Annotated in this window: 9 protein-coding genes and 1 tRNA gene; 9 read left to right on the forward strand and 1 reads right to left on the reverse strand. The window is 41.3% G+C overall.

The genetic code is table 11. The features are described 5' to 3' along the window. Nucleotides 1–45 precede the first annotated feature (45 nt). The gene (locus tag H5187_RS07095) at nucleotides 46–1,224 is read left to right on the forward strand and encodes a serine hydrolase (RefSeq protein ID WP_182719335.1); all 1,179 of its coding nucleotides are present in this window, start codon (nucleotides 46–48) and stop codon (nucleotides 1,222–1,224) included. Continuing rightward, a complete protein-coding gene (locus H5187_RS07100; RefSeq protein ID WP_182719336.1) occupies nucleotides 1,221–1,697 on the forward strand; it encodes a histidine phosphatase family protein in 477 nt (158 codons plus the stop codon). The genes H5187_RS07095 and H5187_RS07100 overlap by 4 nt, the downstream gene beginning before the upstream one ends. 93 nt (nucleotides 1,698–1,790) lie before the next feature. On the opposite strand, the gene yhbY is transcribed toward H5187_RS07100, so the two are convergent. Next, complete coding sequence (gene yhbY, locus H5187_RS07105) at nucleotides 1,791–2,087, reverse strand: ribosome assembly RNA-binding protein YhbY (protein WP_016707974.1); 297 nt, start codon at nucleotides 2,085–2,087, stop codon at nucleotides 1,791–1,793. An 88-nt stretch (nucleotides 2,088–2,175) separates the two neighbouring features. On the opposite strand from yhbY, the gene rlmE reads away from it, so the two are divergent. The 7 genes from rlmE to H5187_RS07140 all read left to right on the forward strand — a co-directional run bounded on the left by rlmE (nucleotide 2,176) and on the right by H5187_RS07140 (nucleotide 8,465). Then, nucleotides 2,176–2,805, forward strand: coding sequence for a 23S rRNA (uridine(2552)-2'-O)-methyltransferase RlmE (gene rlmE, locus H5187_RS07110; protein WP_145239201.1), 630 nt, complete (start codon nucleotides 2,176–2,178; stop codon nucleotides 2,803–2,805). Between the two features lie 66 nt (nucleotides 2,806–2,871). Continuing rightward, nucleotides 2,872–4,815: an ATP-dependent zinc metalloprotease FtsH gene (gene ftsH / locus H5187_RS07115; protein WP_145239198.1), complete on the forward strand. Its 1,944-nt coding sequence runs from the start codon at nucleotides 2,872–2,874 to the stop codon at nucleotides 4,813–4,815. A gap of 102 nt (nucleotides 4,816–4,917) precedes the next feature. Next, on the forward strand, nucleotides 4,918–5,772 hold the full coding sequence (gene folP / locus H5187_RS07120; RefSeq protein WP_182761081.1) for a dihydropteroate synthase: 855 nt from the start codon (nucleotides 4,918–4,920) through the stop codon (nucleotides 5,770–5,772). Nucleotides 5,773–5,774: 2 nt separating this feature from the next. Beyond that, nucleotides 5,775–7,124, forward strand: coding sequence for a phosphoglucosamine mutase (gene glmM, locus H5187_RS07125; RefSeq protein ID WP_145239192.1), 1,350 nt, complete (start codon nucleotides 5,775–5,777; stop codon nucleotides 7,122–7,124). A gap of 72 nt (nucleotides 7,125–7,196) precedes the next feature. Next, nucleotides 7,197–7,946, forward strand: coding sequence for a triose-phosphate isomerase (gene tpiA / locus H5187_RS07130; protein WP_182719338.1), 750 nt, complete (start codon nucleotides 7,197–7,199; stop codon nucleotides 7,944–7,946). Between the two features lies 1 nt (nucleotide 7,947). Beyond that, on the forward strand, nucleotides 7,948–8,298 hold the full coding sequence (secG, locus tag H5187_RS07135) for a preprotein translocase subunit SecG (protein ID WP_169019853.1): 351 nt from the start codon (nucleotides 7,948–7,950) through the stop codon (nucleotides 8,296–8,298). Nucleotides 8,299–8,380: 82 nt separating this feature from the next. Beyond that, nucleotides 8,381–8,465 (forward strand) — tRNA-Leu (locus H5187_RS07140). Nucleotides 8,466–8,685 lie beyond the last annotated feature (220 nt).

Here is an 8,685-nt window from a genome sequence, read left to right on the forward strand (position 1 = left end):
ATTATAAAGCTAAGAATGTCTTAATCTAGATAAAAATAATAAAAAATGAAGCCTTTTGTGTCGTTAATCAACTCCTTTTTTTTCGTTATCACGTTAGTTTTATTTCAATCGCAGGTTCATGCCAGCAAGCAACAGTGGCAAGAATTTGTCAATGATTATACACAACATCTCGAACATAAATTAAAAAGCAAAGGGATCCCAGGGGCTGCGTTGTCGATAGTTAATGGCCCTGATGATACGCATATACAAGGGTTTGGGGTAACAAAGCTAAATAAGGGCTTAGCAGTCAATGCCCATACTCGGTTTCGCTTAGCATCGGTATCTAAAACGTTTGCAGGCTCACTCAGTGCAAAGTTAGCCAATGAGGGGAAGTTTGCTTTAGACGACCCTGTCAGTAAATTTATTCCAGCCTTCGCCAATACGGATTACAAAAATAATTTAAAAGTTTTTCACTTACTCAGTCACTCCAGCGGTTTAGTACCTAATGCGTATGATAACTTGATTGAATCAAGAATGAGTTACCCTGATATAGTGCAAAAGTTGTTGAGTGTTGAACCTATCTGCCAACCAGGGCAGTGCTATGGCTATCAAAATGTGATGTTTAGCTTAATTGCTGAAGTGATCAAAAGCAGTACTAAATTGGATTACTCTCGGTGGATGAGTGAATTTATATTTTCACCATTAAATATGAATGATGCAAGCCTGGGTTATACAGCGATGGTAACAGATGATAATTATGCTCATCCCCATGTAAGAGGGCGCAAACGCTGGCATACCGCAAAATTGAAAAAAAATTATTACAAGGTACTTCCCGCAGCCGGCGTTAATGCTAGTGCCAGTGATATGGCTATTTGGTTAAAAGCGCAGTTAGGATATTACCCAACGGTATTATCCAGTGCAGTGCTAGCCAGTCAAACTCGTCCTTATACGCATACAAAAAAAGAGTTACGGCGTCGAGTGTGGAAAAAGCACCTTAGCGAGGCCTATTATGGCTTAGGCTGGCGGGTTTACGAATATGATAATGAAACCATTTACTATCATAGCGGCTGGGTGCAAGGATATCGCAGTGACCTTGTAGTAATACCGCACTTAAACATAGGTTTCAGTCTGATCCTTAACGCCGAAACCGGTATCATTAATGAATTAACGACAGAGTTTATTGATCGTGTGTTGCTATTCAAACGCTCACAACAACTAGCAATGTATAAAGAGGAAGACAAATGAACTATATTTTAGCGAGCGTAATATTACTGTTTACTGCGAATTTAACAGCAGCACCGCAAAGTATTTTTTTGTTTCGCCATAGTGAAAAATTAACAGGCAACGATCCCCATCTTACGGATGCCGGCAAGCAACGGGCGCAGCAGTTAGTGAGTCTGCTTAGTAAAGTCCAGCCAACAGCAGTTTTTAGTACGGACTATAATCGCACTATCGAGACCGCAACTCCTATTGCTGAACATTTTAATATTACAATTCAAAGCTACGACCCTCGTGACTTAGCCGCATTTAAACACACTGTTTTAGCGCAAGATGGCGTAGTGGTGATTGTAGGCCATAGTAATACCACGGCAGAATTGGCAAAATTAATAGCGCAAATAGATGTTGAAAAGATGCCTGAAACTGAATTTAACCGCTATTTTATCTTACAAAGCGAAGCGCAAGGTTATCAGTTGAGTGATATGAAGATGAATTTTTGAGCAATGTAATATATTTATTTACAATTTATTGCAGTTGCGTCGCAGATATAAAAAAACCAGCAATTGCTGGTTTTTTTATAGCGGAATAGAAAATTAATTACGTGGTAATTGGATCTTCTTTTCTTCGCTTTGGCGATAAAGCACAAGGGTGTGGCCGATTGACTGTAATTTCTCAGCACCGGTTTCACGAATAATAGCTTCAAAAATCAGTGCTTTAGTCTCACGATCATCAGTAGGTACTTTTACTTTAATAAGTTCGTGGATTTCTAGAGCGCTTTGAATTTCAACTAATACACCTTCAGTTAAACCGTTAGAACCAAGAAGTACAACTGGTTTTAGAGAGTGTGCTTGACCTTTTAAAAACTGCTTTTGTTTGTTCGATAATTTCATGTTGTTACAAATTTTGCTGAATATGGCTTGAATTAAGGGTATTCTAACGCCATCTAGAGAATATTACTAATTAGTTGCGTGTTAATTTATGACGAATAAGAAACTTTCGGCCAGTTCACAGCGATGGTTGAAGGAACATTTTGATGATCCTTATGTTCACGAGGCACAAAAGAAAGGTTGGCGCTCTCGTGCGATTTTTAAACTCGACGAGATCCAAAATAAAGATAAATTACTACGCCCAGCCATGACTGTTGTTGATTTGGGAGCTGCGCCGGGAAGCTGGTCACAGTATTTAGCAGAAAAAGTAGGCGATAAAGGGCAGGTGATCGCTTGTGATATATTACCTATGGATTCATTGGCCGGCGTTGATTTTTTGCAAGGAGATTTCCGAGAAGAAGCTGTTTTAGATGCGTTATTAAATCGCATTAATGGTAAAAATGTTGATGTGGTGCTCTCTGATATGGCACCAAACATGAGTGGTAATAGCTCCGTTGACCAAGCTGGAAGCATGTATTTAGTGGAATTAGCATTAGATATGTGTAGCCAAGTTTTAAAGAAAAATGGTGCATTTGTTGTTAAAGTATTCCAAGGTGAAGGCTTTGATGAATTCTTAAAAACAGTGCGTGATAGCTTTAAAACTGTAAAAATCCGTAAACCCGACGCCTCACGTGCGCGATCACGTGAAGTATATATAGTAGCGACAGGCTACAAACTGTAGTACAGTTGTCAGGCGTTTAGTTGAATTTAAATTAATTGGATACAAGAGGTTAACCCCTTGAGCGATATGGCGAAAAATCTAATACTCTGGCTGGTCATTGCAGTTGTGCTAATGTCAGTATTTCAGAGCTTTAATGGTGGCGATCAAACAGACCGTCAAACTAGTTACAGTCAATTTGTAAAAGATGCCCGAAGTGGCGCTATACAAGAAGTGGCAATCGAAAGTACCAGTGGCACAATTACTGGCACTAAAACCAATGGCGATCGCTTTCAAACGATCATGCCTATTTATGATAAAGACATTCTTAATGACTTATTAAAAAGTGATGTGAATGTAAAAGGTGTGAAGCCAGAAGAGCAATCATTCTTAGCGAGCATCTTAATTTCATGGTTCCCAATGTTATTACTAATTGGGGTATGGATTTTCTTCATGCGTCAAATGCAAGGCGGCGGTGGCAAAGGTGCTATGTCGTTTGGCAAGAGTAAAGCACGCTTAATGAGTGAAGACCAAATTAAAACCACCTTCGCAGATGTTGCCGGTTGTGATGAAGCTAAAGACGATCTAACAGAGCTTGTTGATTTCTTACGTGATCCATCTAAATTCCAAAAACTTGGCGGTAGTATTCCTAAAGGCGTATTAATGGTTGGTCCTCCAGGTACGGGTAAAACCTTACTTGCTAAGGCCGTTGCTGGTGAAGCAAAAGTACCATTCTTTACGATTTCAGGTTCAGACTTTGTTGAGATGTTTGTTGGTGTGGGTGCTTCGCGTGTTCGAGATATGTTTGAACAAGCGAAAAAAGCAGCGCCATGTATCATCTTTATCGATGAAATTGATGCCGTAGGCCGTAAACGTGGCGCAGGTATGGGTGGTGGTCACGATGAGCGTGAGCAAACACTTAACCAAATGCTAGTAGAGATGGATGGCTTTGAAGGCAATGAAGGTATTATCGTTATTGCCGCGACTAACCGCCCAGATGTACTTGATCCAGCATTACTTCGTCCTGGTCGTTTTGACCGTCAAGTAGTGGTTGGCTTACCTGATATCCGTGGCCGTGAACAGATCCTTAAAGTACATATGCGAAAAGTGCCATTAGGCGATAACGTAGAAGCTTCTGTTATTGCGCGTGGTACACCTGGATTTTCTGGTGCTGATTTAGCAAACTTAGTCAATGAAGCGGCTCTATATGCTGCACGTGGTAATAAACGTGTTGTTAGCATGGCTGAATTTGATGCTGCTAAAGATAAAATCATGATGGGCGCAGAGCGCAAGACCATGGTGATGAGCGAGAAAGAAAAAGAAATGACTGCGTATCATGAAGCCGGACATGCAATTGTTGGCCGCATCGTACCAGAGCACGATCCTGTTTATAAAGTATCGATTATTCCACGTGGCCGTGCCCTTGGTGTAACGATGTATTTACCAGAGCAAGACCGTGTTAGTCACTCTAAAGAGCTATTGGAATCTATGATTTCAAGCTTATATGGTGGCCGAATTGCTGAAGCACTGATTTATGGTGAAGATAAAGTAACTACCGGTGCTAGTAACGATATTGAACGTGCTACTGACATTGCGCGCAAAATGGTTACACAGTGGGGCCTAAGTGAAAAATTAGGGCCATTACTATACGCTGAAGATCAAAATGAGATGTACATGGGTGGCGGCGGTGGTCGTGCCATGAGCATGTCGGATGAAACGGCAAAAGTAATTGATGCTGAAGTTCGTTTGTTCTCAGATCGCAACTATCAACGCGCTGAGCAAATCTTGAAAGATCATATTGATATTCTGCATTCAATGAAAGATGCATTAATGAAATATGAAACGATTGATGCTAAGCAAATTGATGATCTAATGGCACGTCAGCCTGTACGTGAACCACGTGATGCGCATGACCGCCGTGATACTGCTGATAAAAAACCAGCAGTTGAAGAGAGCAAAGCAGAGCCAGTTGCTGAAAAAGACGACAAGCCAGCTCAAAAAGATGAAACAAATCTTGATGATAAAGCTGAATAACAGTTAAAATAGCTAAACGAAAAGCCCCGATTGTCGGGGCTTTTTTGTAACTGGTTAAATAAAGTATATATATCAATGCAATGGATGTATTGAAGGTGATAGATGACCACAGTTAAGTTACCTAGAGGTCGCAGTTTACACCTCGACACCCCAGTTATAATGGGGATCTTGAATGTCACTCCTGACTCTTTTTCAGATGGTGGGCGCTACTATCAAACAGACAGCGCTGTCATACAAGCTCAAAAGTTACTCGCAGATGGTGCTACCATATTAGATATTGGTGGCGAATCAACACGTCCTGGTGCGCCTGATGTTAGCCTTGAGGATGAATTAGCCAGAGTAATACCCGCAATCGAGGCAATTCGTGCCCACAGTGATAGCGCCGTTAATGATTGCATCATTTCGATTGATACCAGTAAAAGTGAAGTAATGCGTCAAGCTATTCTAGCTGGTGCTGATATTGTTAATGATGTGCGTGCTTTACAAGAGCCAAACGCACTGGCAACAGTTGCTCAGTATCCAGACGTTGCGGTGTGTTTAATGCACATGCAAGGCCAACCTCGAAGTATGCAAAACTCTCCACATTACGATGATTTATTCAGTGATATAAATGATTTTTTTGTACAGCGGATCAATGCCTGTGAAACAGCGGGTATTCAGCGCCAGCAAATTATTTTAGACCCCGGGTTTGGCTTTGGTAAAACCCTCAGTCACAACTACCAATTACTGGCGCGGTTTAATGAATTTAACCACTTTGGTTTACCTGTTTTAGCAGGACTATCGCGCAAATCAATGATTGGCAACTTATTAAATAGACAAACAAACGAGCGCCTTGCTGGCAGTTTAGCAGGGGCATTAATTGCAGCGCAAAATGGCGCAAAAATTATTCGTGTACATGATGTAAAAGAAACCGCAGATGTGCTTGGCGTGTGGCAAGCTTGCGAACAAGGAATTTAAAAATGAAAGAAAGAAAGTATTTTGGCACCGATGGTGTACGTGGCATGGTAGGTGAATACCCAATTACACCAGAATTTGCACTTAAATTAGGTTGGGCTGCAGGCAAGGTACTATCAAAAAATGGCACTAAGAAAGTCATTATTGGTAAAGATACTCGCATTTCTGGTTATATGTTAGAGACATCACTTGAAGCGGGTTTGATCGCCGCAGGTATCGATGTGGTATTACTTGGCCCGATGCCGACGCCAGCCGTTGCATATTTAACGCAAACATTTCGTGCTGAAGCTGGAATTGTGATCAGTGCATCTCATAACCCATATCATGACAACGGCATTAAGTTTTTTTGTGGCCGAGGTTTGAAGTTAGCTGATGAAGTTGAGCTACAAATTGAAGCAATGCTTGATGAACCAATGACCTGTGTAGCATCTGATAAGCTAGGTAAAGCCCGCCGTTTAGAAAGCGCTGATGGCCGTTATATTGAGTTTTGTAAAAGCCAATTCCCACAAGGCCTGTCGTTAGAAGGTTTAAAGATTGTATTAGATTGTGCCAATGGTGCAACTTATCATATCGCACCATCAGTAATGCGTGAATTAGGCGCGCAGATAATTAGCCATGCTTGCGAGCCAAATGGTGTAAACATCAACCTAGAATGCGGTGCGACCCATGTTGATGCATTAAAACGCAAAGTATTAGAACATAATGCTGATGTCGGCATTGCCTATGATGGTGATGGCGACCGTGTAATGATGGTTGATCACAATGGCCGTGTCTTTGATGGTGATGATATTGTTTATATTATTGCCTGCCAAGCTGCCAATGATGACATGTTAGGCGGTGGTGTTGTTGGCACGGTAATGTCTAATATGGGTCTTGAAAACGCGCTTAAAGCGAAAGGTATTGAGTTTGCTCGCAGTAAAGTGGGTGACCGTTATGTAATGGAATTACTACAAGAAAAAGGCTGGAAAATCGGCGGTGAAAGCTCAGGGCATGTATTGAATCTGGATTTGATCAGCACCGGTGATGGCATCATTTCAAGCCTACAAGTTTTGGCTGCTATGGTGGCGCAAAATCGTACGCTAAAAGATCTTGGCGCAGGGTTTGTTAAATACCCGATGAAGATGATTAATGTGCGCTATAAAGCGGGCACAGATCCAACACTTGCACCAGAGGTTATTGCTGCGGTTGCTGATGTTGAAAAACAACTTGCTGGTAAAGGCCGTGTGTTATTACGTAAATCTGGCACTGAGCCGGTTGTTCGCGTGATGGTAGAAGCCGAAGAAGAGAAAATAGTCCTTGATAGTGCACAAAAAATTGCTGCAGTTGTCGAATCTATGAGCAAACAAACTGATTAAGAACAATAACCTCTTGTAACTTTGGGCGAGTCGAGTTACTATCTCGCCCGCTTTCTAATGTGGAGTGGAAAAATGGCAATACGCAAGCCAATGGTCGCAGGCAATTGGAAAATGAACGGCTCGAAAGAGTTAGTACAGCAATTATCTGACGCTATCAACAACGTAAAATCAGATCAGATAGACGTTGTGGTATTTCCACCTTACCCATTGTTACCTATGCTAACAGCAACAGGTGTAACAACTGGGGCACAAACGGTTTCTGAAAATGAACCGGGTGCATTTACTGGTGAAGTTGATGCGCAATTAATTAAAGATATAGGTTGCCAATATACCTTAGTTGGTCACTCTGAACGTCGTAGTATCTACGGCGAAAGTAATGACACTGTTGCAGCTAAGTTTGCTCGTGCACAACAAGTGGGTTTAACACCTATCTTATGTGTTGGTGAAAGTGAACAGCAACGCGAACAAGGTCAAACTGAATTAGTCGTTGCTGCACAAATTGATGCAGTAATTGATAAATTAGGTCTAGCAGCACTGAAAGATTCTGTGATAGCATACGAGCCCGTTTGGGCCATTGGCACAGGTAAGACTGCATCGCCTGAACAAGCACAACATGTGCACAAATTTATCCGTGATAAAATTGCTGCTAACAGTAGTGATTTAGCACAAGGGCTGACCATTCTTTATGGTGGCAGCGTAAATGAAAAAAATAGCGAATTATTATTTGCACAACCAGATATAGACGGCGGCCTGATTGGTGGCGCTAGTCTAAAAGCAGAGTTATTTACTGCAATCTGCGAAAGTGCAAAAGGGACCGTATAAGATGTACGAAATTTTATTAGTAGTTTATTTAGTTGTTGCTTTAGCGCTTGTTGGTATGGTTTTAATTCAACAAGGTAAAGGCGCAGACATGGGTTCATCATTTGGTGCTGGTGCCTCTGCAACCGTTTTCGGTTCGTCAGGTGCAGGTAACTTTATGACAAAAACAACTACAATCTTAGCCAGTGTTTTCTTTGTGCTAAGTATTGTACTAGGTAACTTAACTGCAGGTCAGATAAAAAAGACTGATGAGTGGGAAAACCTAGAAGCAGCACCAGCAGTTGAAACAATTGCTCCTGCAGCTGATGATGTTCCAGTAACATCAACGAAAGAGAAATCTGACGTACCAAATTAATACTTATTAAAAGTATCGTTAAACGATTTATCATCCTCAAATAAATCATATGTTTAACACCTAAAGCGAAAGCTTTAACAATGCGGTTGTGGTGGAATTGGTAGACACGCTACCTTGAGGGGGTAGTGCTTTCGGGCGTGGGGGTTCAAGTCCCCCCAACCGCACCATCTTATAAAAACCAGTAACAGCGATGTTACTGGTTTTTTGCTTTTTGTGGTCTGCAATTAGCACAGACTCTCACCTCGATTAGCTCCTCCTGTTTATTATACCAATCGTGTTAAGTTACTGACCATTTATAGCGACAGATAAATACAGTGATAACAAGGCGTAAATTTTGACATGTAGTTGTTCTACTTGAAAAAATTATAACGCAGTTAGCGCTTTATT

It is taken from the genome of Pseudoalteromonas sp. SG44-1 (assembly GCF_014164315.1).
GTDB classification, from domain to species: domain Bacteria; phylum Pseudomonadota; class Gammaproteobacteria; order Enterobacterales; family Alteromonadaceae; genus Pseudoalteromonas; species Pseudoalteromonas rhizosphaerae.

Bases quoted from the DNA above. Each gene is read 5' to 3' on its own strand.
- tpiA (WP_182719338.1), top strand. From the start codon at position 7,197: ATGGCAATACGCAAGCCAATGGTCGCAGGCAATTGGAAAATGAACGGC.
- glmM (WP_145239192.1), top strand. From the start codon at position 5,775: ATGAAAGAAAGAAAGTATTTTGGCACCGATGGTGTACGTGGCATGGTA.
- H5187_RS07095 (WP_182719335.1), top strand. From the start codon at position 46: ATGAAGCCTTTTGTGTCGTTAATCAACTCCTTTTTTTTCGTTATCACG.
- rlmE (WP_145239201.1), top strand. From the start codon at position 2,176: ATGACGAATAAGAAACTTTCGGCCAGTTCACAGCGATGGTTGAAGGAA.
- secG (WP_169019853.1), top strand. From the start codon at position 7,948: ATGTACGAAATTTTATTAGTAGTTTATTTAGTTGTTGCTTTAGCGCTT.
- ftsH (WP_145239198.1), top strand. From the start codon at position 2,872: ATGGCGAAAAATCTAATACTCTGGCTGGTCATTGCAGTTGTGCTAATG.
- H5187_RS07100 (WP_182719336.1), top strand. From the start codon at position 1,221: ATGAACTATATTTTAGCGAGCGTAATATTACTGTTTACTGCGAATTTA.
- folP (WP_182761081.1), top strand. From the start codon at position 4,918: ATGACCACAGTTAAGTTACCTAGAGGTCGCAGTTTACACCTCGACACC.
- yhbY (WP_016707974.1), bottom strand. From the start codon at position 2,087: ATGAAATTATCGAACAAACAAAAGCAGTTTTTAAAAGGTCAAGCACAC.